The following is a 23,236-nucleotide window of genomic DNA, read 5'->3' on the forward strand; positions in this document are numbered from 1 at the left end:
CGCCTTCTAGTGCTTGAGCAGGTTGGCGTCATCCAGCGACGCCGACCTGCGGGTTCGGAAGATCTGCATGATGATCGCGAGGCCCACGACCACCTCGGCGGCGGCGACGACCATCACGAAGAAGGCGATGACCTGCCCCTCGATGTCCCCGTGCATCCGGGCGAACGCCACGAACGCCAGGTTGCAGGCGTTGAGCATCAGCTCCACGCACATGAAGACGATGATCGCGTTGCGCCGGACCAGGACGCCGACGGCGCCGATGGTGAACAGCAGCGCCGCGAGGACGATGTAGTTCATCGGGTCCACGAGGACTCGACCTCCTGCCCGTTGCCGTTGCCGTTGCGCGGCCCGTCCGCGTCGCCGGGGCCGTCGGGGCCCGCGGCCCCGCCGCCCTCGTCGGCGTCGTCCTCGGCCGCGACCCGCGTTCCGTTCCCCACCCGGTTCCCGGGCGCCTGCACGGCGGGCCGGGCCCGGTCGTCGGCGACCGGCTCAGCCGTCTTGGAGTCGGCCGAGTCCGAGGCCCCGCCGGGCAGCGGGGCCTGGCCGGCGCGCACGGTCTCGGGCACCTGGGACTGGTACTCGGGGGCGCGGGCGGCCAGTACGGGGTTGAGCGAGAGCTGGGAGACCGTGCCGTCCGGCAGCAGCGCGGGCATGTCGATCGCGTTGTGCCGGGCGTAGGTTCCCGGTCCCGGCAGCGGGGTCGGGTGGTCGCCGCGGATGCGGTCCTCGGCGATCTCCCGCTGGGTGCGGCGCTTCTTGGTGCGGGCGGTGTGCGCCAGGACCATCGCGCCCAGGACCGCGGTGATGAGCAGCGCGCCGGTGGCCTCGAAGGCGATCACGTAGCGCAGGAGCAGTTCTCCCGCGATCCACGGGATGGTGCCCCCGGCCGCCGCGGCGCCCTCGGTGAGGCCGACCGGGTCGCCCACGGCGATGCGGGTGATGCCCGCGGCCAGGGCGCCGACGAAGCACAGGGCGACGACGGCCGTCATCAGGCGCTGTCCGCTGAGCGTCTCCACCAGGGAGTCGGCCGAGCTGACGCCGATGAGCATCAGCACGAACAGGAACAGCATGAGGACGGCGCCGGTGTAGACGACGATCTGCACGACCATGAGGAAGGGCGCCGCGTTGATGCCGTAGAAGATCGCCAGGCCGACCATGGTCAGCGCCATGGACATCGCCGAGTGCACGGCCTTGCGGGAGAAGACCACGCCCAGGGCGCCGAGGAGGACCACGGCGCCCAGGATCCAGAACGCGGTCGCCTCGCCGCCGCCGATCGGCGCGGCCAGGTGCAGCGGCTGGCCGAGCGGCACAGGAGGATTGGTGAGCGGGTTCAACGGACCGCCTCCGGAGTCTCGGGCGCCTCGTGCCCGTCCTGCGAGCCGTGCTGGCCGCGCCCGGTGGCGTAGTAGTCCTGCTCGGTCTCGCCCAGGCGCATGGGGTGGGGCGGCTGCTCCATGCCCTCGCGCAGCGGGGCCAGCAGCTGCTCCTTGGTCCAGATCAGGCTCTGCCTGCTGTCGTCGGCCAGCTCGTACTCGTTGGTCATCGTCAGGGCGCGCGTGGGGCAGGCCTCCACGCACAGCCCGCACAGGATGCACCGCAGGTAGTTGATCTGGTAGACCCGGCCGTAGCGCTCGCCGGGCGAGTACCTGTCGTCGTCGGTGTTGTCACCGGCCTCCACGTAGATGGCGTCGGCCGGACAGGCCCAGGCGCACAGTTCGCACCCGATGCACTTCTCCAGGCCGTCGGCCCACCTGTTCAGCTGGTGCCGCCCGTGGAAGCGCGGCGCCGTGGGGCGCTTGACCTCCGGGTACTCGACGGTCGGCACCTTCTTGAACATCGTGTGGAAGGTGACACCGAAACCCTTGACGGGGTTGAGCCACTCAAGCACCGGTAACCTCCTCACCCTTCTTGTTGCGGTCGGCGGCGGCAGGGGCCGTCCGCGGCGGTTCGGCGAGCACGCTGCTGCCGTAGTGCGGTGCGGCGCTCGGCGGAACCGGGAAGCCGCCGAAGGCGGGCTCCCGGTGCGCCCGTCGGGCGTTCTCCGCGCGCTGGCGGGCCTCCTCGGCGCGCTCGCGGCGCACGTGGCGCAGCCAGGCGGCGAAGGCGGCCACGGTCGCGGCGGTGAAGCCGGCGATCACCGCGCCGACGACCAGCGGGGAGGCGCCGTCCAGGACGAGCATCCGCACGACGGCGACGGCGGTGATCCAGACCAGCTGGATCGGGATGAGCACCTTCCAGCCCAGCTTCATGAGCTGGTCGTAGCGCACCCGGGGCAGGCTGCCGCGCGCCCAGATGAACAGGAACATCACGCAGACGAACTTGAGCAGCCACCACAGGGCGGGCCACCAGCCCTCGTTGGCGCCCGGCAGGATCGCCGCGATCCCGGGCGGGGCGAGCCAGCCGCCGAGGAAGAGCGTGACGGACACGGCGGCGACCGTGCACATGTTCACGTACTCCGCGAGGAAGAACATCGTGAACTTCATGGACCCGTACTCGGTCATGAAGCCGCCGACGATCTCGCCCTCGCCCTCGGCGAGGTCGAAGGGCAGCCGGTTGGTCTCTCCGACCATCGTCACCAGGTAGATGAGGAAGGACGGCAGGAGCAGCACGGCGAACCACAGTCCGCGCTGGGACTCGACGATCCCCGAGGTGGTCAGGGTCCCCGACATGATGAAGACCGCGACGAAGGACAGGCCCATCGCGATCTCGTAGCTGATCACCTGCGCGGAGGCGCGCAGGCCGCCGAGCAGGGCGTAGGGCGACTGGGAGGCCCAGCCGCCGAGCACGAACCCGTAGACCCCCAGCGCGGCGGTGGCCAGGACCACCAGGGCCGCGACGGGCAGGTCGGTGAGCTGGAGCGGGGTGATGACCCCGAACAGGTTCACCTCGGGCCCGATCGGGATGACCGAGAAGGCGATGAAGGCGGGCACGGCCGCGATCATCGGCGCGGCGATGTAGACGAACCGGTCGACCCCGCGCGGAATCAGGTCCTCCTTCAGGGAGAGCTTGATGCCGTCGAAGAGCGACTGGAGCAGGCCGAAGGGGCCCATCCGGTTGGGTCCGTGGCGCTGCTGCATCCGGCCCATGACCTTGCGGTCGGCCATGATCATCATCAGCACGCAGAGCATGAGGAAGACGAAGATCGCCAGCGCCTTGATGGTGGTGATCCACCAGGGGTCGCCGCCGAAGGCGCTCAGCGTCTCCTCGGAGGCCAGGTGGGCGGTCACGCCCTGGCCGAGAGCGGCGGGGGTCACTGCTGCCTCCCGTGGGTGCTGGCGGACCCGTTGCTACCGGCTCCGGTGGTGGTGGACGCGGACAGCAGGACGGTCTGCCCGGCGCCTCCGCCCAGGTCGCGGGGCACGTCGCAACCGTCGGCGTTGGCCGGGAGCCAGACGACGCGGTCGGCGATGTCGGTGACGATGACCGGCACGGTCACCGATCCGCGGGCGCCGGTGACGTGCAGGGTTCCGCCGTCGGGGACGCCGATCTCCTGGGCCGTGGCCGGGGACAGGTAGGCGCGCGCCTGCCGGGCGGTCCCGGCGAGGTAGGGCTCGCCGTCCTCCATGCGGCCGGTGCCGAGCAGCTGCCGCCAGGTGGACAGCAGGGCCTGGCCGGGTTCGGGCCGCACGACCTCGACGGGCCGCACGCGGGGTCCGTCCGCGCGCTCGCCGGTCCACAGGCCCAGCTCCATCAGCTCGCCGTAGGCGGACGCGGCGTCGGGCAGGCCCAGGTGCACGTCCATCTGGTCCGCGATCGCGGAGAGCACCCGCAGGTCCGACAGCGCGCCGGGCACCCTGAGCGCGTCGCCGAAGGGCCGGTGGCGGCCCTCCCAGTTGACGAAGGTGCCGGACTTCTCCGCGACGGCGGCCACCGGCAGCACCACGTCGGCGCGGTCGGTGACGTCGCTGGCGCGCAGTTCGAGGCTGACGACGAACGGCACCCGGGCCAGGGCCGCGCGTGCGGCGTCGGGGTCGGGCAGGTCGTCCAGCTCCACCCCGGCGACGACCAGGGCGTCCAGCTCACCGGCGGCGGCCGCCGCGAGGATGGCGGCGGTGTCGCGGCCGGGGGTCTCGGGCAGGGAGCCCACGTTCCAGACCTGGGCGACCTCGGCGCGGGCGGAGGGGTCGGCGACCGGTCGGCCTCCGGGCAGCAGGCCCGGCAGCGCCCCGGCGTCCACGGCCCCGCGCTCCCCGGCGCGGCGCGGCACCCACACCAGGCGGGCGCCGGTCCGCTCGGCCAGGGCCGCGGCGGCGGTCAGGGCGCCGGGCACGGCGGCCAGGCGCTCGCCCGCCATGACGACCGCGCCCTCCTGGTTCAGGGCGGCGACGACGTCGGGGTCGTCGGCGTCCAGGGCGTTGAGGACGCGGGCCTCGTCGCCGGGGAGGGCACGGACCAGGGTTCCGTGGGTCTTGGTCAGGCCCAGGCTGGCGTGGGAGCCGACCGAGTAGACCTTGAGGCCGCGCTTGCGCACGCCCTTGCGCAGCCGCAGGAAGACCAGGGGCGACTCGTCCTCGGGCTCGAACCCGGCCAGCAGGACCGCGGGCGCCTTCTCCAGGGCGGTGAAGTCCACCCCGACCGGGGTCCCGGCCACGTGGGCGGCCAGGAAGTCGGCCTCCTCCGGCGAGTGCGCGCGGGCGCGGGCGTCCACGTCGTTGGTGCGCAGGGCCACGCGGGCGAACTTGGCGTAGGCGTAGGCGTCCTCGTAGGTGAGGCGGCCCCCGGTCAGCACGCCGACCCGGCCGCGCGCGGCGGCCAGGCCCTGGGCGGCGACGCCGATGGCCTCGGACCAGGAGGCGAACTCCAGGGCCCGGGACTCCCCGTCGCGCACCAGCGGGCGCGACAGGCGGTCGGACTGGGTGGTGTAGCTGAACGCCCACCGGCCCTTGTCGCAGTTCCACTCCTCGTTGACCTGCGGGTCGTCCCCGGCCAGGCGGCGCATGACCTTGCCGCGCCGGTGGTCGGTGCGCTGGGCGCACCCGTCGGCGCAGTGCTCGCACACGCTGGGCGTGGACACCAGGTCGAAGGGGCGCGACCGGAACCGGTATGCGGAGCCGGTGAGCGCGCCGACCGGGCAGATCTGCACGGTGTTGCCGGAGAAGTAGGACTGGAAGGGTTCGCCCTCGGCGATGCCGACCTGCTCGTCGGCGCCGCGCTCCATCAGCTCGATGAGCGGGTCGCCCGCGATCTGCGCGGCGAAGCGGGTGCAGCGGGCGCACTGCACGCAGCGCTCCCGGTCCAGCAGCACCTCGGTGGACAGCGCGATCGGCTTGGGGAAGGTCCGCTTGACGTCGACGAAGCGGGTCTCGCCCTGCCCGGTGGACATGGCCTGGTTCTGGAGGGGGCACTCGCCGCCCTTGTCGCAGACCGGGCAGTCCAGCGGGTGGTTGATGAGCAGGAACTCCATGATCCCGCGCTGGGCCTTCTCCGCCACCGGGGAGGTCAGGTGGGTGTTGACCACCATCCCCTCCATGACGGTGATGGTGCAGGAGGCCTGCGGCTTGGGCATGCCGCGCCCGTTGCCCATGTCGGGGATCTCGACCAGGCACTGGCGGCAGGCCCCGACCGGGTCCAGCAGCGGGTGGTCGCAGAACCTCGGGATCTGGATGCCGAGGAGTTCGGCGGCCCGGATCAGCAGGGTCCCCTTGGGCACCTGGACCTGGAACCCGTCGATGGTGACGGTGACGAGGTCCTCGGGCGGCGGTGCGGGCGCGGCTCCGCCGGAGGAGTTGGAGGTGACGGTCACTGCTGTCCTCCCGTCGTGGTCGGCCGGTCGCCCCACAGGGTGGCCCGGGAGTGGTCGAAGGGGCAGCCGCCCTGTTCCACGTGGTCGATGTACTCCTGGCGGAAGTGCTTGATCGAGGAGGTGACCGGGCTGGTCGCGCCGTCTCCGAGGGCGCAGAAGGAGCGGCCGAGCAGGTTGTCGCAGATGTCCAGGAGCTTGTCGAGGTCGGCCTCGGTGCCCTGCCCGTTCTCCAGACGGTCCAGGACCTGGACCATCCAGAAGTTGCCCTCGCGGCAGGGCGTGCACTTGCCGCAGGACTCGTGCGCGTAGAAGGCGATCCAGCGGCCGACGGCCTTCACCACGCAGGTCGTCTCGTCGAAGATCTGGAGGGCGCGGGTGCCGAGCATGGACCCGGCGGCGCCCACCGACTCGAAGTCGAGCGGGGTGTCCAGGTGCTCCTCGGTGAAGATCGGCGTGGAGGAGCCGCCGGGCGTCCAGAACTTGAGCCGGCGCCCGGGCCGCATCCCGCCCGACATGTCGAGCAGCTCGCGCAGGGTCACGCCCAGCGGGGCCTCGTACTGGCCGGGGTTGGCCACGTGCCCGGACAGGGAGAAGAAGCCGAACCCGGCGGACTTCTCGGTGCCCATGGACGTGAACCAGTCGGCGCCGTTGGCCACGATGCTCGGCACGCTGGCGATGGACTCGACGTTGTTGACCACGGTCGGCGAGGCGTAGAGCCCGGCGACCGCGGGGAAGGGCGGCTTGAGCCGGGGCTGGCCCCGGTAGCCCTCCAGGGAGTCCAGCAGCGCGGTCTCCTCGCCGCAGATGTAGGCGCCCGCCCCGGCGTGGACGACGACGTCGAGGTCGAAGCCGGTGCCCAGGACGTCCCTGCCGAGCAGTCCGGCCTCGTAGGCCTCGGCGACGGCCCGGCGCAGGCGCCGGATGACGTGCAGGACCTCGCCGCGCACGTAGATGAAGGCCTGGCTGGACTTGATCGCGTACGCGGCGATCGCCACCCCCTCCACCAGCACGTGCGGGTTGGCGAGCATGAGCGGGATGTCCTTGCAGGTGCCCGGCTCGGACTCGTCGGCGTTGACGACGAGGTAGCGCGGGTTGGGGTTGTCCGCGGGCAGGAAGCCCCACTTCATCCCGGTGGGGAACCCGGCGCCGCCGCGGCCGCGCAGGCCGGACTCCTTGACCAGGTCCACGATGGCGTCGGGCTCCATGGCCAGCGCCTTGCGCAGCGCGCCGTAGCCGCCGGTGGCCCGGTAGCCCTCCAGGGTGAAGGAGTCGGGGCGGTCCCAGTCGCGCGACAGGATCGGGGTCAGGGTGGTCACTTGGCGTCCTCCTCACCCTGCTCGCGGGGCGGAAGGTTGTCGGGGTCCGGAGCCGTCCAGCCGCGCTCCCGGGCCAGTCTCAGTCCGGCCAGGGAGGGGGCGGCGGCCTGGACGCCCTCGCCGGCGCGGCCGTCCTCGAACCCGGCCAGCACCCGGGAGGCCTGCTTCCAGGTGCACAGGCTGGCGGGGCCGCGCGTGGGCGCGACGTCCCGGCCCAGGCGAAGGTCGTCCACGAGCCGCTTGGCCGTGTCGGGGGTCTGGTTGTCGAAGAACTCCCAGTTGACCATCACGACCGGCGCGAAGTCGCAGGCCGCGTTGCACTCGACGTGCTCCAGCGTGACCCTGCCGTCCTCGGTGGTCTCGTTGTTGCCGACCCCCAGGTGGTCCTTGAGGGTCTGGAAGATCTCGTCGCCGCCCATCACCGCGCACAGGGTGTTGGTGCACACGCCCACCTGGTAGTCGCCGCCGGGGCGGCGGCGGTACATGGTGTAGAACGTGGCGACCGCGTTCACCTCGGCGAGGGTGATGCCGAGCTGGTCGGCGCAGAAGCGCATACCGGCCTTGCTGACGTGCCCCTCCTCGGCCTGCACCAGGTGCAGCAGCGGCAGCAGCGCCGAGCGCGGCCGCGGGTAGCGGCCGATGATCTCCTTGGCCTCGGGCTCCAGCCGCGCGGTGACCTCGGCGGCGAAGGCCTCGCGGGGCTCGGCCGTCGCCGCGGTCTCGGTGGTCTCGTGCTCGCTCACCGGTCCACGCCTCCCATCACGGGGTCGATACTGGCCACGGCCGCGATGACGTCCGCCACCGTTCCCCCCTCGCACATGGCCGCGACGGCCTGCAGGTGGGTGAACGAGGGGTCGCGGAAGTGCACGCGGTGGGGGCGGGTGCTCCCGTCGCTGACCGCGTAGCATCCGAGTTCGCCCTTGGCGCTCTCGACGGCCGCGTAGGCCTGGCCCGCGGGGACCCGGAAGCCCTCGGTGACCAGCTTGAAGTGGTGGATGAGCGCCTCCATGGAGCCGCTCATGATGTGCGCGATGTGGTCGGGGGAGTTGCCCAGGCCGTCGGGCCCCAGCGCCAGCTTGGCGGGCCAGCCGATCTTGGCGTCCTGGATCATCACCGGGCCGGGCTGGAGCTTGTCCAGGCACTGCTCGATGATCTTCAGGCTCTCCTCCATCTCGGCCATGCGCACCCGGTAGCGGGCGTAGACGTCGCCGCCGTCGGAGACGGGGACGTCGAACTCGTAGTCCTCGTAGCCGCAGTAGGGCTTGGCCTTGCGCAGGTCCCAGGCCAGGCCGGAGGCCCGCAGCAGCGGGCCGGTGACGCCGAGCGCCATGCAGCCGGGCAGGTTGAGGTGGGCCACGTCCTGGGTGCGGGCGAGGTAGACGGGGTTCTCGTCCAGGAGCTTGCGCATGATGGCGATGCGCTCGGGCATCTCCTTGAGCAGCTCGCGGACCTTGCCGGTCGCGCCGGGCGGCAGGTCCTGGGCGACGCCGCCGGGTCGGATGTAGGCGTGGTTCATCCTCAGGCCGGTGACCAGCTCGAAGATGTCCAGGATCATCTCGCGCTCACGGAAGCCGTTGGTCATGACCGTGGTCGCGCCCAGCTCCATGCCGAAGGTCGCCATCGCCACGAAGTGCGAGGCCATCCGGTTGAGCTCCATCATCATCACGCGGATGACGCTGGCCCGCTCGGGGACGCGGTCCTGGATGCCGAGCAGCTTCTCGACCGCCAGGCAGTACGCCGCCTCGTTGAACAGCGGCGTCAGGTAGTCCATGCGGGTCACGAACGTGGTGCCCTGCGTCCACGTCCGGTACTCCATGTTCTTCTCGATACCGGTGTGCAGGTAGCCGATACCGACGCGCGCCTCGGTGCAGGTCTCGCCGTCGAGGGTGAGGATGAGCCGGAGGACGCCGTGCGTGGAGGGGTGCTGGGGTCCCATGTTGACGACGAGGCGTTCGGCGCTGGTGGCCTGCGCCTTCTCGATGACGTCGTCCCAGTCCCCGCCGGAGGCGTCGATGTAGTCCTCGGTGATGGTCATGCCGGGCCTCCCTCTGTGACGGAGTGCGTGGGGTTGGCGGGGCTCACTTGTAGGACCTCCGCTCGTCCGGCGGGGGCACGGTGGCTCCGCGGTACTCGACCGGGATGCCGCCCAGCGGGTAGTCCTTGCGCTGCGGGTGGCCGTGCCAGTCGTCGGGCATCTGGATGCGGGTCAGCGCCGGGTGGCCGTCGAAGACGATCCCGAAGAAGTCCCAGGCCTCGCGCTCGTGCCAGTCGTTGGTCGGGTAGACCGACACGATCGAGGGCACGTGCGGGTCGGCGTCGGGGCAGGTGGTGGCGACGCGGATCTCGCTGTTGTGGGTGATCGACCGGAAGTGGTAGACCGCGTGCAGCTCCCGGCCGGTGTCGTCGGGGAAGTGCACGCCCGTCACGCCCGTGCACAGCTCGTAGCGCAGGGCGGGTTCGTCGCGCAGCAGGCGGGCCAGCCTCGGCAGCGCCTCGCGGCGCGTGTGGAAGGTCAGTTCGCCGCGGGCCACCTCGACCCGCTCGACCGCTCCGGCGTCCTCTCCCAGGGCGGCCTCCAGGTCGTCGGCCACCCGGTCGAAGTCGGCGGTGCGCGGATCCTCGGGGTCGGTGAAGGGGCGCTGGCTGCGCGCGGGAGCGCTCCCCCTCACCTGCAGGCGGCCGAAGCCGGAGGTGTCGCCGGTGGTCGTGGCGCCGAACATCCCGGTGCGCCGGACCGGAGCGGCCAACCGCTCGCGGCCCAGCTTGTCGGGGAGGTTGGCCGCTTCCTCGTCGCGTTCGCGTTCGTTCTCGGTGCTCATGTCAGTCCTTGCTCACCAGCGGCAGCGAACGGCGGAGCATCCGCTCCTCGTTCTCGGTGATCTCCTGCTCCCGGTGGGCGCCGAGCTTGGTGTTCTGCACCTTGTCGTGCAGCTTGAGCACGGCGTCCAGGAGCATCTCCGGCCGCGGCGGGCAGCCGGGCAGGTACATGTCCACGGGGACGACGTGGTCCACGCCCTGGACGATCGCGTAGTTGTTGAACATGCCGCCGCTGGAGGCGCACACGCCCATCGCGATGACCCACTTGGGCTCGGGCATCTGGTCGTAGATCTGGCGCAGGACGGGGGCCATCTTCTGGCTCACCCGACCGGCGACGATCATCAGGTCGGCCTGGCGCGGGGTGGCGCCGAACTTCTCCATGCCGAACCGCGCCAGGTCGTAGTGCGGGCCGCCGACGGACATCATCTCGATGGCGCAGCAGGCCAGGCCGAACGTGGCGGGCCACATGGAGCTCTTGCGGGCCAGGCCCACGACCTGCTCGACGGTCGTGAGCATGATGCCGCTGGGCAGTTTCTCCTCTAGTCCCATCAGACGTCCTCCTCCGGGCTGGGCTGCTGGGTGTGCTCTGAAGAAGTCCGGGCGCCGGCGGGGTTCTGGAGGCGGTCGGACGTGCCGCCGACGAGGATCGGGCCGGGCACGGGAGACGGCGAGGGTCCCCGCCCCTGGGGCCCCCGGGAAAAGCTGTTCAGTCCCATTCGAGGCCTCCCCGGCGCCACTCGTAGGCGTAGGCGATGGAGACGTTCACCAGGAAGAGGACGATCGCGACCAGTCCGAACCAGCCCAGGGCGTCGAAGTGCACGGCCCAGGGGATGAGGAAGATGATCTCGATGTCGAAGACGATGAACATCATGGCCGTCATGTAGTACTTGACGGTGAATCGGCCGCCGCCCGCGGGCTGCGGCGTGGGCTCGATGCCGCACTCGTAGGCCTGCATCTTGGCGCGGTTGTAGCGCTTGGGCCCCAGGACCGCACCGGCGACCATCGACACCACGACGAACGCGGCGCCGATCCCGCCGAGCACGAAGATCGGTGTGTACAGCTCCACGCTCACCCTCCTCCTGGCTGCTGGGCACGCCCGCGCGGCGTGCCGGGAGCGCTTGTGATTGCTTTCACTTGTGCGGGCTCATCTCCGGTCGTCCCGTGTGTCCTGTTGTGGAGCCGGGCTCGACCGCCCGGTGGGTTGTGTGTCGCGGCCGGGGCGGCGCCCCGTGCCCCGGCGGCCTCGGCGCCCGGCTGGCGGCGCCGGCGCGGCTCCGGTCCTCCCGGTGCGGCGCCCCGTCCGGGCGGGTCCGGGCGCGGACGCCCGGACCCGCCCGTCAGGCCGCGGGGGCGATGCGGGACAGGCCGTTGATGACCCTGTCCATGGCGTCTCCCTGCGTGGGCTCGGTGAGGTTGGCCAGCATCTTCAGCACGAACTTCATGAGGGTGCGCTGGCGCAGGCCGTACTTGGTGGCGTACTTCATGAACTCGGGCTGGCCGATGACCTTCACGAAGTAGCGGCCGAGCGTGTAGTAGCCGCCGTAGGTGTCGGCGAGCACGTCCGGGTAGCGCAGCAGGGCCCGCTCGCGGGTCTGCTGGGTGGGTCTTCCGTGCGCCTGCACGATCACGTCGGCGGCGATGTTCCCGGCCTCCATGGCGTAGGCGATGCCCTCGCCGTTGAAGGGGTTGACCATGCCGCCCGCGTCGCCGACGAGCATGAGGCCGCGGGAGTAGTGCGGCACCCGGTTGAAGCCCATGGGCAGCGCGGCGCCGCGGATGGCGCCCTTCTGGTTGTCCTCGGTGAAGCCCCACTCCTCGGGCATGGACTCGGTCCAGCGGCGCAGGAGCTTGCGGTAGTCCATGTCCTGGAAGGAGGAGGTGGAGTTGAGGATGCCGAGACCGACGTTGCTGGTGCCGTCGCCGACGCCGAAGACCCAGCCGTAGCCGGGCAGGAGGACGTCCTTGTCGCCGCTGCGGTCCCACAGCTCCAGCCAGGACTCCAGGTAGTCGTCCTCGTGGCGGGGGCTCTCGAAGTAGGTGCGCACGGCCACGCCCATGGGGCGGTCGTCGCGCTTGCGGATGCCCATGGCCACGGACAGCCGGGAGGAGTTGCCGTCGGCGGCCACGACCAGCGGCGCACGGAAGGTGACGGGCTCGCGGTCGGCGTTCTTGGCCCGGACGCCGACGATGCGGTTGCTGCGCTCGTCCATGAGGGGGCCGGTGACGGTGGTGCGCTCCAGGAGCTTGGCCCCGGCGGCCACCGCGCGGTTGACCACGATCTGGTCGAAGTCGTAACGCGTGCGCACGAGGCCGAAACCCGGGTAGGCGGCCAGGTCGGGCCAGGGCAGCTCCAGGCGGACGCCCGCGCCGATGATGCGCAGGCCGTGGTTCTTCATCCACCCCGGGTCGTCGAAGGTGACCCCCATGGCGGTGAGCTGCTTCACCGCGCGGGGGGTGAGTCCGTCTCCGCAGACCTTCTCCCTCGGGAAGGAGGTCTTCTCCAGGAGCAGGACGTCCAGTCCTGCCTGGGCAAGGTAGTAGGCGGTGGTGGAGCCGGAGGGACCTGCGCCGACCACGATCACGTCGGCGTCGTACTCGGTCCGCTCCCGGCCTCGGGGAGAGGAGGTGGCTGTCTCGCTCACGGGTGGGTCCTCGACTGCTCGCGCGGATGCACCGTGGCGGGCCTGCCTGCGGGATGGACCCGCTCACGGGGGGAGTTGTATGGGTGCTGTGGAGAGTCCGTTATGTCCGACATAGAGGCATGTGTCCTATACCTCCTAGACTTGTGAAGCACTTCACAAGCCCTTTTCGGCAGTCTAGACCCTCCCGGAGTCGGAGGCGAGTCCCAGGGGGGTATTCAGACGGCCTGCTATCAAAGGGGATATAGGCCTCAGAAGGCTTCACAGGCCCCGAACGTCGTCACGCTCCGCGAGAGCCCCAGTTCAGAATGGTGACCACCGCCTCAGGCTTCACAGGGGCAACACGAAAATCCCGAGGAGCGGGGTGCTCCTCGGGATTACGAGATTTTTACGCCCGGTGTGCTTGGGCCGCGCGGGGTCCGTGGTGCGGGCCCGCGGTGGGACCGCCCGCGGTCCGCGGTGCGGGCCCGCAGCGGGGCCGGTGGCCGGGCCGGGCGGCGGATCGGCGGGGCCCGGGGGCGGGGTCGGGGGACACCCGCCGCGGTGCACCCGTCCCGGTGGTCCTACTCGTCGCGGAAGCCCCGGTGCAGGGCGACGATCCCCGTCGACAGGTTGCGCCAGGCCACCCGCGACCAGCCCGCGTCCTGGAGGCGGCGGGCCAGCTCGGGCTGCTTGGGCCAGGCCATGATCGACTCGGACAGGTAGTCGTAGGAGTCGCCGCTGCCGGACACCACGCCCGCGATCTTGGGCAGGGCGCCCATGAGGTAGGTGGAGTAGAGCCGGTCCACGAACTCCACCGGGATGTGGCTGAACTCGCAGATGACCATCCGCCCGCCGACCTTGGTGACGCGCCGCAGCTCGCGCAGCGCCTGGTCCACGTCGTTGACGTTGCGCAGGCCGAAGGAGATCGTGACCGCGTCGAAGGTCTCGTCGGCGAAGGGCAGGTGGAGGGCGTCGCCCGCCACGAAGGTCACGCCGCCCCGGGAGGCTCCTCCGCGCCGCCGCACTCCCGCGCGGAGCATGCCGAGGGAGAAGTCGCAGGCCACCACGCGGGCGCCCTTCCTGACGAAGGACTCCGAGGAGGTGCCCGTGCCCGCCGCCAGGTCCAGGACGAGTTCGCCGCTGTAGGCGTCGACCGCGTTGACCGCGGCCTTGCGCCAGATGCGGTCCTGGCCGAGCGAGATGACGTCGTTGACGAGGTCGTACCTGTCGGCGATGCCGTCGAACATCGCCGCGACGTCCTGGGGCTTCTTGTCGAGTTTGGCGCGGGTCATGGGCACAAGACTAAGGGGGCGGCCCGAGCACCCCGACCCCGCGGGCCCGTACGAAGCGGACTCGCCGCCGTGAAGCGGACAACCCCTGGGCAGACCGGCTGTCCGCGCGCGAGAATAAGGTGTGCGCGAGGTTTCCCGAACCACCGAGGGCCTGAGGACGTCACAAGGAACGGACACGGTCCGGCCGAGAGGGGGAGTACGTGAAGTTCGACCTTGTGGAGCCGAGCGACGAGCAGGCCGTCCTCGACGGGGACACCGGTGAGGACGCCGCCCGCGGAGTCCACCCCAGACTCGTCATGGCGTCCGCGCGGATGCGCTCCCGGCTCCGGGACGACCTCGCCGCCCTGCACGCCTCCCTGGGCATGCTCAACGAACAGATCCAGACCGTCCAGCGCCGGGAGGTGTCCGCGCCCGCGGGCGCGGCACCGCCCGCCAACTTCCGCGCGGGCGCCTTCTCGCGTCCCGGCGACTCCTGAAGCCCCCGAGAGCTCCGAGAGCCCCTGAGAGGAGAGTGTCCGCATGACCGGGTGGAACATCCAGCCCGCCGAGGTGGGCGCCGTGCTGACCAGCGTCGCCGGGTACATCGGCGAGGAGGGCGGCGACGACGGCCTCGTCGGCGCCATGACCTCCGCCGAGAGCCTGATCACGGCCGTCAGCGAGGAGGCGGACAGCACGCCCGTCAGCGTCGCGCTGGGCGAGTTCGCCGAGCACAACTTCGGTCTCATGGGCGACATGGCCGGACTGACCGTGAGCGCCGTGACCGGGGCCAGCGAGGCCACCACGCACTACTTCAACGGCAACCTGGACATGGCCGCCGAGGCGCAGGAGAACGCGGGCGTGGTCCCCGAGCCCGAGCCGCCCCAGCAGTACGGCCCCTACAGGCCCGTGTAGCGGGCTCCGCTCCGGCCGCGGCGGTGCCGCGTCCGGCCCCCTCCCCCGATCCCCCGGTCCCCCGGACCCCGGAGACCCCCGACGACCCCACCCTCCCTCCGGTTCCTCAGATGGAGACACCCCTGTGACCGAGATGTGCACGCCCACGGGCGGCCTGATCAACCCCGCGGCCTTCCCCGTTCCGACCGCCAGTCCCGCCACGCTGGAGAGGCAGGCGAGGGACCTGCGCCGCGAGGGGGCCAACGTCGCCGGGATCGGCGGCGACATCAAGAGCGCCTGGGCGGGACTGTCCTCCTGCTACTCCGCGCCCGAGGCCGAGACCCTGTACGCGGTGGTGGACCCGGTCGCGACCGACGGCGCCAAGGTGGAGACCTCCTTCGACAAGGCCGCGAGCGCGCTGGAGACCTTCGCCGAGGCCGTCCGGGACATCAAGGGCAAGTGGACCACCCTCAAGAGCGACTCCTACACCTTCCTCAACTCCATCGAGGGCGACGACGACTGGCGCAAGGCCGACGGGATATCCGGGTTCTTCGGCGGGGAGAGCGACAAGGTCGAGGAGCACCAGGCGCTGCTCGACCGCGCGGACGCGCTGCGGCGGGAGTACGAGGAGGCCGAGCGGGCCTGCGCCAACGCGATCAACGCCGACATCCCCGACCGCACCAACTTCGTCGCGGGCGACGGCGACGGGGAGTCCGCGCCGGGCGAGTTCGAGCACGGCTACGACGGCTACCTCGGCGACGTGGCCATGGCCTGGGGCGGTCCCATGGAGACCGACCACGGCTGGTGGGTGGACGCGGGCGCGGCGGTGGGCGACTTCTTCGTGGGGATCGCGGAGGACGTCGGCGGCATCACCGGCATGTACAGCTCCGAGGGCTGGTTCGAGATGTCCTGGGGCGACGCCATGTGGGAGTACCACGAGGGCAACCTCCAGTCGCTGGCCTCGCTGGCGGGCATGTACGACTCCGAGAACGACAGCTGGGGCTGGTCGGGCTGGGACACCGTCGGCAACGCCTGGAAGGACGCCGCGCACGCGGTGGTGCCCTGGGAGGAGTGGGGCGAGCGGCCCGGCTACGTCATCGGAACCGCCCTGCTCAACATCGGCGCGACCGTGGGCGGCGCCGTCCTGACCGCGACCGGCGTGGGCGCCGTCGTGGGCGTGCCGCTGATGGCCTGGCGCGGTTCGGCCATGCTCAACCGGATGGGCGGGGACGGGCCGGGCGTCCCCGACGTGGACGTGCCGGACATGAGCCGGATCAACCTGAGCCTGCCCCGCTTCGGCAACGTCTCCCTGGCCGACCTGAGGATCGACCTGGGCCAGCTCCGGGAGGGCGCCTTCAGCGCCTCCCGGCTGTCGGAGATGCAGAACCTGCTGAGCAGGTTCACCGGGGGGAACTTCTTCGGCGGCGGGGACGGCCCGGGCGGCAACGGCTCCGGCGGGGACGGGAACGGCTCCGAGGGCTCCGAAGCCCGGCGCGTCGCCAACCACCACGGCGACGAGGAGGGCGGCCCGGCCGACACCCGGCCCGCCGTGAACCCGACCACCCGTGAACTCGACGACGGCCGGGAGCTCCTGGAGCTGCTGACCTCACGCCCGGACTCCGCCGAGCTGGGCGACCTCGGGCGCAGGGTCCTCGGCGAGGATGGCGGCGACAGCGCTTCCTCCCGGCCGAACCGTTCCGGGCAGCCCGACCTGGAGGAGCTGGGCCTGGACCCGTCCCTGGAGGCGGTGTTCAGCGACATGAAAGCGCACGCCTCGGACTACCCGGCGTGGGAGGCCAACCAGTCCCCGAACGGTCCGGAGTCGGGGAGGGTGCCCGCCCTCGTCGGCGGCGGGAACAACGACACGTTCGAGGGCAGCCAGGACGTCCCCAACCCGCCGTCGTACGACCGGGTGGACCTCACCGGCACCGGCGGCGACGGTCCCCAGCGCTTCCCGGACGACCACCGCGACGCGGACACCGGCGACGACGGCTCGCAGACGCGGGACCGCACGCCCCTGGTCACCAACAGCACCGGCGGCGACCACCCGGCCAACGGGGACCACCCGGCCAACGGGGACCGTTCCCGGGACGGCGCCACGGGCGGTGCCGACGACCACCGGACCACACGGAACTCCGAGACCTCCACGAGTGACCACGGAAGGACGACCAGGGTCAACGTCACCGGTGACCTCCCCGTACGCACCGGCCACGGCGATGGCGCCGACCTGCCGTCCCAGGAGCAGGACGCCCCTGGCCCCCGTTCCAACGACGAAGCCCCCGGCTCCGACGGCACGGACGGGAGCGGAGGGGACCGGGACGCCTGGAACAACGGTGGTCTGGACGACCGCTACCGGCCGCCGGTCGTGCCCGAGGGTAATCACACCACGATCGAACCCGGCACCCGGGGAAACAGGAACCAGCCCGGTTACCCCGGTCCCAACTCGCTCTTCGGTTCGAGGGGAGGTCTCAAGGCGAACTGGCTGTACGAACTCCCTGGACGCGGGAAGTTCTACACCGACGACACGGGCAGGATCACCTACGTCGACACGCACGCCGGTGAGAAGGGCGACCGCAACCCCGAGTTGAGGAAGCCCCGGCCAGATGTCACCTATGCGGTCGACGTGTTGGAGAACGAGGGCAAGAAGTACTTCTACGAGACCGATCGCAGCAGCAGGACCACCCATGCCCACGGTGACCTCCAGAGGGTCAGGTCCGACGAGGAGAACGGCGGCCTGAGCCTGGAGGAGAAGAACGAGCTCTACCGCGCGGACGACCAGGGGGCCGAGGGGCGCAGGGGGAACCGGGTCTACACGGGTTCCGGTACCTACCACAAGACGGACTGGGACGGTGGCCACTTCATCGGCACCGGTTTCGGCGGCAGCGGTCACAGGCTCAACCTGTACGCGCAACTCCGTGAGCTCAACCAGCAGGTGACGGGAGGAACGCCGGAGACCAACTTCTTCGCGCTCGAAAAGGAGTGGCGAAAGGTCCTCGACTCCGGTGGAACGGTCGAAGCTGACTTCGAAGCGGTCTACGAGGGCAAGGGGGAGATTCCTAAGACGATCAAGGTGAAGTACTCGATCAACGGCGAAATCCAGGATCCCATCGTTTACCACAATCAGCCGGATGTGAAGCGGGGTTCGGCGGCGGCGAGATCCTACGCCGAGCGTATAGCCGCGACGACGCTCGGTGCCGCGCTGCTGGCGGGTGTCGGTGAGCAGGGGACCGAGGACGATCAGTCGGACCTGTACGCTGGCGCTGACGCCTCCGGCACGGAACCGACTCTCCAGCCCCATGAAATGAGCTAGCCTCAATGACGCTTTCTCCCGATGAGCAGAACGCGATCCTCCAGAAAATCGGCATCCTCATCCTTGACGAGGTGGGAGACGACTGGGAGGAGATCGCGGTGAAATACTCCGCCCTCTCCACCACCTCAACCACCAGGACGAGGATCAGGAGTGCGGACGGAGAGACCAGGAAGGGTGATGTCCCAATTGAGGCGTCTTCCCTTTTCAATGAACTCCGCACGGGCATGCACGAGGACGGGAGGGGCACCTGGTACACGGCCGAGTACACGATCACGAAACCGGGGAGGTTCTCCGTTGACTTCGACTACGACAGCGAGCCGGAATTCGCCTTCGAAGTCGACCCGCGGACCTACTACGAGGACGTCGAGTACTTCCCCCGTTCGTTCGAGAACCTTCCTGAGTGGCTCAGGGAAAAACTCCCCGAGGCCCTCGAAGTGATCAAGCGGGAGGAGAACGGCTGACGCGGACGAGCCTCTCCGGGCACGAAGGACAACCGCGTGGTGGGTCGTTTCAGGCAGGGACCTCTGGCTCCAGGGGCCCGGCAGGACGTCCTGACGGAGATCGGCCGGGAGATCCTGGGTTCCGTTCCGGACACGTGGACCGAGATCTTCTACTCGGTGTGCGCGATCGTGAGCTATCGCGAGGAGGAGATGCTCGTACGCCACGGGGACGGCGAACCGGAGAGGACGAGTGTCCCGGCCGGGGCCGCTCCCCGGATCTCCGTACTGCGCGCGGGCATGTACCAGGAGGAGAAGGGAGCCTGGTTCTCCACGCGGTACACCACCACGCGTCCGGGAAATCCCACGACGAAGTTCGACTACGAAAACGAGCCGGAATTCCTCTTCCTTCCCAGTGAAGAAAACTGCGTCCAGGAACTGCGCCGCTTCACCCCGTACCGAGGAGAACGTACCGGCATGGCTCGCGGAGAAGGTTGGTGGCGCTGGCGTGAACTCCGCGTAGGCGGTGCCCAGCGGCGGTGTCAGTCTCCTCGGCTACTGGCCTCGCCACCGGCGCGCGGCGTGGCGGGAGCGTGGTGACGCGCCCGCTGTCCGACTCCGCCGTTACCCTCGCGCACGGACATCCGACCACCGCGAAGGCGAGACCCGATGCTCAGTCCCCATACCAAGAAGGGCGGGCTCAGCCCGGAGGCGCAGCAAGGGATCCTCGTCCAGATCGGTAGCCGTATCCTCAGCGAGGCACCGGAAGGATGGAAGAGCCTGACCTACCGGGTCCGGACCGTCATCGAGCACGGGACCAGCGAACTCGTCGTCGAGTTCGGGGACGGCTCGACCCGCAGGGAGTCTCCCCCGTCCGGAATGGGTCTGGTGGAGGACGAACTCAGGGCGGGGATGTACCAGGAGGGCAAGGGCACCTGGTTCTCCTTCGAGTACGTCATCACCCCGCCCGGCGGGTTCAACGTCACCTACAACTACGACGAGGACCCCGGCATCACCTTCCCCACCGCCTTCGGCTTCACCAACGACCTGGTCTACTTCCCGCGCGACGAGGAGTACATGACCGACTGGCTCCGCGAGAGGCTCCGGGAAGAAGCCGAGGGCCGCGCGATGGAGTGACCGACGCGGAGGTCGGTGGTCAGCAGGCGGTCCCGTGTCCGCGTACCGACGCGCTCGGCGGGCGCGGCCGGGGGACCCCGACGGTGCGGCCGCCGTCGGCGGGCAGCGGGCACGGGTGGCGCATCGGACGGATCGAGGACCACGCGCACCCCGCGACCGGGCAGCTCCAGTAACCGCCGGCGGCGCCCGCCACCTCGCGCTCCACTTCCCGCAACCGCTCCACCAGCCCGGCCGGGGACGGCGCGGCCTGCGGCCCCGGGTAGAAGGCCGTGCAGACCCGCATCGACGGACTCCACATGACCGTCCACAGCCGCCCGCACCGCCGGTCGAGCGACCGCGCGGCCTCGTACCGGTCCAGGTCGCCGGCGCGGTCCCAGCCCACCTCCGCCGCCCTCACTTCAGCGGGCGCGTGCGCGGACGGTCCAGCTCGAACCACACCGTGGTGCGGCCCCCGTCGTGGAGGGTCCCCCAACGGCTGGACTCCGCGGCCACCATGCGCAGGCCCCACCCGCCCACGCCGCCACCGGCCTCCCCCTCACCGCTACCCGTCCCACCCGCACCGCGCGACCCGCCCGCCCCTCCCCCACGAACCGGCACGACCGGGCGCAGGTGCGGCGAGGGGGCGTGCGCGTCGCGCGGGCCCTGGTCGATGACCTTGATCTGGACCCGGCCGGGGAACCGGTTCACGATCACGGTGACCTCGCCGCCCGCCTCCCCGCTGCGCGAGTGGGCGAGGGCGTTGTTGAACAGCTCGCTGGTCAGGGCCAGGGCCGTGTCCGTGAGCGCGTCCGGCAGCACCGCGCCCAGACGCCTGCGCAGCACCCGAGCCTGTTCGGGCGCCCCCGGCAGTTTCAGCGCGTGGTTGGGGTGATGCCGCGATATCCGGCCCAGCACGATCGGCGCACGCGCTTCGGAGTCGGTGACCCGCCGCGGCAACGGATCGGAATGACGATTAGTACAGTTTTTACCAGGATTGATACGGATCACCACACCCACCTGAATTCCCTTTCCGCGCCGCCGCGCCCATCGCGGCGCGCGGCACCACCATGAACAACGGCTGTTCGGGCGCGCCAGGGATATCACCGAACGGTCACACTTCGTCGTTCTCCGCCTTATCGGGTCGCGCCCGGGTCTTGCATGGGTGATGACGGTGATAGCCCGGACATGGGAGTCGTAATGGGCCGCAAGTTGGACCCCAAGCGCGTGCGCCTGGGAAAGAAGCTCAGGAGCGTCCGTGACTCGGTGGGGATGCAGCAGACCCAGGTCGCCCGGGCGTTGAAGGTGACGCAATCGACCATGTCGTCCTGGGAGTGCGGCAAGCGCAAGCTGCCCGTCGAACAGGCCGAGAGGCTGGACGAGCTGTTCGGCTCCTCCGGTGCGATAAAGCAGGCCTGGAACACCGCGAACACGCCAGACGCACTACCGCCCTGGTACACCGAGGTCGGCCAGCTGGAGCGCGAGGCGGTCGAGCTGCGCGAGTACCAGCCGGTGATCTTCCCGGGGCTCGTGCAGTGCGAGTCGTACACCAGGAACCTGCTCACCGACAGTGCCCCGTGGTTCTCCGCGAAGGAGATCGGGCAGATGGTGACCCTGCGAATGGAGCGCCAGGAGGTACTCGAGGGCGAGAACCCGCCGCTGGTGTCGGTTGTCTTGGAGGAGGCGGTACTCCGCCGCCGCGTCAGGGGCGGCCGGAAGGTCCTGGACGAGCAGATCGCGCGGGTCCTGACCCTGATCGACGAGGAGAGGATCCGTGTCCAGGTGATCCCCGCCGAGACCGAGTGCCACCCGGGCGGTTCCGGGCCGTTCTGCCTCTACACCTTCCCCGACAAGCCGACGATCGCCTCAGCGGAGCACATGAAGGGCGAAGCAGTCATGGATGACATGATGCAGGTGCAGCACTGCGCGATGCTCTTCGGAGTTCTCCAGTCGGAGGCGCTGTCGCCCCGTGCGAGCCGGGATCTGATCAGGAAGGTCAAGGAAGAACTCGATGACGAAGCGTGAACCCCACTGGCACACGAGCAGCTACAGCGGTGCCGAAGGCCGTTGCGTCGAGGTAGCCGAGGGGCAGACGGTCCTCGTCCGCGACACCCAGAACCGCGAACACGGCCACCTCGACTACACCCCCGAGGCCTGGACCGCGTTCCTGAGCTGCACCTCCCTCACAAACTCCTAAAAACGGGACATAACAACGGCCGTCCAGTATTCTGGTCGGCCGTTTTCTCATTTCCCCCCACATTACTCCCCAGTATTTTGGCATACCACTCCCACCACCCCTTATCCTCTCTCTCGAACACACAACTCAAATGACCCCGCGACGGAAACAACCGTCCGGGGCCGTGGCCAGCAACCCCATCCCTCTAAGCCAGAAGGATTGCCAGCATGCGCCAGTTTAGCGCTGCCCTTCTCAGCCGTGCCCTCGGCCCGCTGATCGCCTTCCTCTCCGTCCCCTGCGGACGCCACTCCACGGTGGCCGGTCGCCGCCGACGCCGCTCCGCCCGCGTCCGCCGCTACCTCCCCGAGGCCCCGCACGTCTCCGCTTCCGAGCCCGCCATGCCGAGGCTGGCTCCCGCCCGCGAGATCATCCCGGCCGAGGACGTGGCCCTGGTCCGCCCCTACTTCGCCGCCCACGAGCGCCTGACCGCCTCCGCCGCGCCCCGCGTTCCCGCGCCCCGCAGCGCCGAACCCGCTCCGGAGACGGACGAGGTCCGGCGCGCGTTCGCCCTCGTCCAGGAACGCGCCGCCGCGCTTGTCCAGCAGTGGCGGGACGACCCCGGCGGCGACCTGCTCGGCGGACCCGCGCCCCGCTTCGGCGTCGTGCGCCCCGCCGGGACCGCCGACACCACCACGCCCGCCCGCTACGCCGAGTGGGGCGAACTGGCCTCCCTCATCCGGGTCTGGAACGAGCAGCGACAGGGGGTTCCGGCATGACCGCCTCCGGCCTCGACTCCGCCGTCCGCCGCGCCCGCGTCCACTGGGAGCACCGCGTCTACCCCGGTTCGCTGTCCCGGCTCTCCGAGGTCCGCGCCGACCTGGCCCGCGACCTGTCCGGGTTCGATCCCGACCTGGTGGACACGCTCACGCTGGTCACCAGCGAACTGTTCGCCAACTGCTGCAAGTACACCGATTCGGGCCGCTCCGGCGGCGAGGTCCTGCGCGCGCTGTCGATGCCCGATGCGGCCACCCTGCGCGTGGGCCTGTCCGACTGCGGCGGCGGGGGCGGCGTTCCGGCCGTCCCGCACCAGCGCACGGCCGACGAGTGGGACTGGGCCGAGGGCCAGCGCGGCCTGCTCCTGGTCGAGAACCTGTCCGCCGCCTGGGGCCACTACCGCCTCGCGCCCTGGGCCGACCTGGGCACCCACGTGTGGGCCGCCTTCCCCGTGGACCCGGACGCGGTGCCGCCCGGCCTGCTCCCCTTCGTGTTCACCCGCTGATCCGTCCGGGGGCGGGCCGCCGCGCGCGCTCCGCCCCCGGACACAGTGCGCTTCCGCGGCCGGGAGTTCCACGCCGACGAGTGGACCACCGACGTCCACCACCACACGCCGCACGGCTGGCTCCGCGTGCACTCCCACACGACCCCTGCCCAGGACTGACACGGCCAGGATGGAAACGACCCAGCCCGCCGCGCTCTTTCGCGCGCACTTGTCGACCGTCCCGAGCAGACAGAACCCAGATTCACGACCCTAGAAGCAGCGC

At 70.6% G+C, this 23,236-nt stretch carries 25 protein-coding genes; 10 read left to right on the forward strand and 15 right to left on the reverse strand.

Translation table 11 applies throughout. The annotated features are described in order from the left end of the window. Positions 1 to 6: 6 nt before the first annotated feature. The 13 genes from nuoK to KGD83_RS26535 form a co-directional block, all read right to left on the reverse strand. Positions 7 to 306: an NADH-quinone oxidoreductase subunit NuoK gene (nuoK, locus tag KGD83_RS26475; protein WP_013156051.1), complete on the reverse strand. Its 300-nt coding sequence runs from the start codon at positions 304 to 306 to the stop codon at positions 7 to 9. Then, positions 294 to 1,310, reverse strand: coding sequence for an NADH-quinone oxidoreductase subunit J (locus KGD83_RS26480; RefSeq protein WP_249352033.1), 1,017 nt, complete (start codon positions 1,308 to 1,310; stop codon positions 294 to 296). Before KGD83_RS26480 ends, nuoK begins: the two co-directional genes overlap by 13 nt. 20 nt (positions 1,311 to 1,330) lie before the next feature. Then, positions 1,331 to 1,888, reverse strand: a complete 558-nt coding sequence (gene nuoI / locus KGD83_RS26485) for an NADH-quinone oxidoreductase subunit NuoI (protein ID WP_013156049.1) — start codon at positions 1,886 to 1,888, stop codon at positions 1,331 to 1,333. Further along, positions 1,881 to 3,254 carry an NADH-quinone oxidoreductase subunit NuoH gene (nuoH, locus tag KGD83_RS26490; protein ID WP_372491815.1) on the reverse strand — a complete coding sequence of 458 codons (1,374 nt, stop codon included), beginning with the start codon at positions 3,252 to 3,254 and terminating at the stop codon, positions 1,881 to 1,883. The genes nuoI and nuoH overlap by 8 nt, the downstream gene beginning before the upstream one ends. Then, positions 3,251 to 5,743 carry an NADH-quinone oxidoreductase subunit G gene (locus KGD83_RS26495; protein WP_212641647.1) on the reverse strand — a complete coding sequence of 831 codons (2,493 nt, stop codon included), beginning with the start codon at positions 5,741 to 5,743 and terminating at the stop codon, positions 3,251 to 3,253. The genes nuoH and KGD83_RS26495 overlap by 4 nt, the downstream gene beginning before the upstream one ends. Beyond that, positions 5,740 to 7,059: an NADH-quinone oxidoreductase subunit NuoF gene (gene nuoF / locus KGD83_RS26500; protein ID WP_212641648.1), complete on the reverse strand. Its 1,320-nt coding sequence runs from the start codon at positions 7,057 to 7,059 to the stop codon at positions 5,740 to 5,742. The genes KGD83_RS26495 and nuoF overlap by 4 nt, the downstream gene beginning before the upstream one ends. Next, on the reverse strand, positions 7,056 to 7,802 hold the full coding sequence (gene nuoE / locus KGD83_RS26505) for an NADH-quinone oxidoreductase subunit NuoE (protein ID WP_212641649.1): 747 nt from the start codon (positions 7,800 to 7,802) through the stop codon (positions 7,056 to 7,058). The genes nuoF and nuoE overlap by 4 nt, the downstream gene beginning before the upstream one ends. After that, a complete protein-coding gene (locus KGD83_RS26510; RefSeq protein WP_212641650.1) occupies positions 7,799 to 9,094 on the reverse strand; it encodes an NADH-quinone oxidoreductase subunit D in 1,296 nt (431 codons plus the stop codon). Before KGD83_RS26510 ends, nuoE begins: the two co-directional genes overlap by 4 nt. A gap of 43 nt (positions 9,095 to 9,137) precedes the next feature. After that, positions 9,138 to 9,878: an NADH-quinone oxidoreductase subunit C gene (locus KGD83_RS26515; RefSeq protein WP_212641651.1), complete on the reverse strand. Its 741-nt coding sequence runs from the start codon at positions 9,876 to 9,878 to the stop codon at positions 9,138 to 9,140. 1 nt (position 9,879) lies between these two features. Continuing rightward, complete coding sequence (locus KGD83_RS26520) at positions 9,880 to 10,425, reverse strand: NuoB/complex I 20 kDa subunit family protein (RefSeq protein WP_013156042.1); 546 nt, start codon at positions 10,423 to 10,425, stop codon at positions 9,880 to 9,882. Between the two features lie 157 nt (positions 10,426 to 10,582). After that, positions 10,583 to 10,942 (reverse strand): NADH-quinone oxidoreductase subunit A, encoded by a 360-nt coding sequence (locus KGD83_RS26525; protein WP_026114451.1) that lies wholly within the window; start codon positions 10,940 to 10,942, stop codon positions 10,583 to 10,585. A 271-nt stretch (positions 10,943 to 11,213) separates the two neighbouring features. Beyond that, positions 11,214 to 12,518 carry a geranylgeranyl reductase family protein gene (locus KGD83_RS26530; protein ID WP_019610406.1) on the reverse strand — a complete coding sequence of 435 codons (1,305 nt, stop codon included), beginning with the start codon at positions 12,516 to 12,518 and terminating at the stop codon, positions 11,214 to 11,216. A 560-nt stretch (positions 12,519 to 13,078) separates the two neighbouring features. After that, positions 13,079 to 13,789, reverse strand: a complete 711-nt coding sequence (locus KGD83_RS26535; protein ID WP_212641652.1) for a demethylmenaquinone methyltransferase — start codon at positions 13,787 to 13,789, stop codon at positions 13,079 to 13,081. A gap of 200 nt (positions 13,790 to 13,989) precedes the next feature. On the opposite strand from KGD83_RS26535, the gene KGD83_RS26540 reads away from it, so the two are divergent. The 6 genes from KGD83_RS26540 to KGD83_RS26565 all read left to right on the forward strand — a co-directional run bounded on the left by KGD83_RS26540 (position 13,990) and on the right by KGD83_RS26565 (position 19,543). Next, positions 13,990 to 14,265, forward strand: a complete 276-nt coding sequence (locus tag KGD83_RS26540) for a hypothetical protein (protein ID WP_212641653.1) — start codon at positions 13,990 to 13,992, stop codon at positions 14,263 to 14,265. Positions 14,266 to 14,308: 43 nt separating this feature from the next. After that, the gene (locus KGD83_RS26545; RefSeq protein ID WP_212641654.1) at positions 14,309 to 14,680 is read left to right on the forward strand and encodes a DUF6507 family protein; all 372 of its coding nucleotides are present in this window, start codon (positions 14,309 to 14,311) and stop codon (positions 14,678 to 14,680) included. A 133-nt stretch (positions 14,681 to 14,813) separates the two neighbouring features. Beyond that, positions 14,814 to 17,969, forward strand: coding sequence for a DNA/RNA non-specific endonuclease (locus tag KGD83_RS26550; RefSeq protein ID WP_249352507.1), 3,156 nt, complete (start codon positions 14,814 to 14,816; stop codon positions 17,967 to 17,969). Between the two features lie 5 nt (positions 17,970 to 17,974). Further along, on the forward strand, positions 17,975 to 18,430 hold the full coding sequence (locus tag KGD83_RS28870; protein WP_249352034.1) for an immunity protein YezG family protein: 456 nt from the start codon (positions 17,975 to 17,977) through the stop codon (positions 18,428 to 18,430). A gap of 36 nt (positions 18,431 to 18,466) precedes the next feature. Then, a complete protein-coding gene (locus KGD83_RS26560; RefSeq protein ID WP_212641655.1) occupies positions 18,467 to 19,006 on the forward strand; it encodes a hypothetical protein in 540 nt (179 codons plus the stop codon). Positions 19,007 to 19,075: 69 nt separating this feature from the next. After that, entirely contained in the window at positions 19,076 to 19,543 is a 468-nt protein-coding gene (locus KGD83_RS26565; RefSeq protein ID WP_212641656.1) for a hypothetical protein, read from the forward strand. A 19-nt stretch (positions 19,544 to 19,562) separates the two neighbouring features. On the opposite strand, the gene KGD83_RS26570 is transcribed toward KGD83_RS26565, so the two are convergent. Then, the gene (locus KGD83_RS26570) at positions 19,563 to 19,925 is read right to left on the reverse strand and encodes a hypothetical protein (protein WP_212641657.1); all 363 of its coding nucleotides are present in this window, start codon (positions 19,923 to 19,925) and stop codon (positions 19,563 to 19,565) included. Positions 19,926 to 19,936: 11 nt separating this feature from the next. After that, a complete protein-coding gene (locus tag KGD83_RS29275; protein WP_249352035.1) occupies positions 19,937 to 20,365 on the reverse strand; it encodes an ATP-binding protein in 429 nt (142 codons plus the stop codon). Between the two features lie 354 nt (positions 20,366 to 20,719). Here KGD83_RS29275 and KGD83_RS26580 point away from each other — a divergent pair, with 354 nt between their 5' ends. The 4 genes from KGD83_RS26580 to KGD83_RS26595 all read left to right on the forward strand — a co-directional run bounded on the left by KGD83_RS26580 (position 20,720) and on the right by KGD83_RS26595 (position 22,974). Beyond that, on the forward strand, positions 20,720 to 21,544 hold the full coding sequence (locus KGD83_RS26580; protein ID WP_212641658.1) for a helix-turn-helix domain-containing protein: 825 nt from the start codon (positions 20,720 to 20,722) through the stop codon (positions 21,542 to 21,544). Next, complete coding sequence (locus tag KGD83_RS26585; RefSeq protein ID WP_013156027.1) at positions 21,531 to 21,716, forward strand: DUF397 domain-containing protein; 186 nt, start codon at positions 21,531 to 21,533, stop codon at positions 21,714 to 21,716. The genes KGD83_RS26580 and KGD83_RS26585 overlap by 14 nt, the downstream gene beginning before the upstream one ends. Before the next feature lie 206 nt (positions 21,717 to 21,922). Next, positions 21,923 to 22,471 carry a hypothetical protein gene (locus tag KGD83_RS26590; protein ID WP_212641659.1) on the forward strand — a complete coding sequence of 183 codons (549 nt, stop codon included), beginning with the start codon at positions 21,923 to 21,925 and terminating at the stop codon, positions 22,469 to 22,471. After that, positions 22,468 to 22,974, forward strand: coding sequence for an ATP-binding protein (locus KGD83_RS26595; RefSeq protein ID WP_212641660.1), 507 nt, complete (start codon positions 22,468 to 22,470; stop codon positions 22,972 to 22,974). Before KGD83_RS26590 ends, KGD83_RS26595 begins: the two co-directional genes overlap by 4 nt. Positions 22,975 to 23,236: the final 262 nt, after the last annotated feature.

The sequence above is a fragment of the Nocardiopsis akebiae genome (assembly GCF_018316795.1).
In the GTDB taxonomy this organism is placed as follows: domain Bacteria; phylum Actinomycetota; class Actinomycetes; order Streptosporangiales; family Streptosporangiaceae; genus Nocardiopsis; species Nocardiopsis dassonvillei.